Annotated in this window: 1 protein-coding gene and 1 pseudogene; one reads left to right on the forward strand and one right to left on the reverse strand. The window is 55.4% G+C overall.

Annotated features, from left to right (window positions below; genetic code table 11):
• Nucleotides 1-229: pseudogene (locus ACR0EL_RS22275) on the reverse strand (c-type cytochrome); the annotation flags it as partial.
• Between the two features lie 121 nt (nt 230-350).
• Between ACR0EL_RS22275 and ACR0EL_RS22280 the strand changes: the two are divergent.
• Nucleotides 351-716, forward strand: a 366-nt coding sequence (locus tag ACR0EL_RS22280) for a prephenate dehydratase domain-containing protein (RefSeq protein WP_480502326.1), incomplete at its 3' end; no start/stop codon positions are given.

A 716-nucleotide genomic window follows, 5' to 3' on the forward strand; every position in this document is an offset into this window, starting at 1 on the left:
ATACGCGCGCGCCTTTTTCCGGATCGGCTGCAGCCAACATATCTTCAAAGACTACTTCTTCGCCGTCCGCGCTTTCGCCCGAGCTTTCGGTTTCGATAATGTAAGCAGCTTCGGCAAGATGGCTGTCAGAGCTATAGAGGACATCCGCCCCCCATTTTGCCAGAAGCAACACCAGGAAGGTGCCAAACAAGCCGGCTGCGGCTTTGGTAACTGTCATCGTGTCGAACATTTTGATCGCGTGTCCATTTCAGCTGTCTGCGGGGTGTCTAAGGCTTCCCCTGAGAAGACGCAAGGTATAGACACCGCGACTAAACGCCCAATTCAAGAACTTGTTGCACGGAAACGACCAAATGACCAATCGCATAGCATTTCAGGGAGAACCCGGCGCATACAGTCACGAAGCCTGCCGGAACGCGCGACCGGATATGGACGCCCTGCCCTGCCGCACTTTCGAAGATGTGATCGAATCAGTGCGCTCAGGTGAGGCTGATCTGGCCATGCTACCGGTGGAAAATACCACCTATGGTCGTGTGGCCGATATTCACCGCCTGCTTCCGCACAGCGGGTTGCACATCATCGACGAAGCATTTGTGCGCGTGCACATCAACCTGTTGGGCGTACCGGGCGCGACTCTGGAGGATATCACTGAGGCGCATTCCCACCTCGTCTTGCTACCACAATGCGCAGGTTTCCTGAAGCAACACGGAATTCGTGGC

The sequence above is a fragment of the Ruegeria sp. AH12 genome (assembly GCF_056541465.1).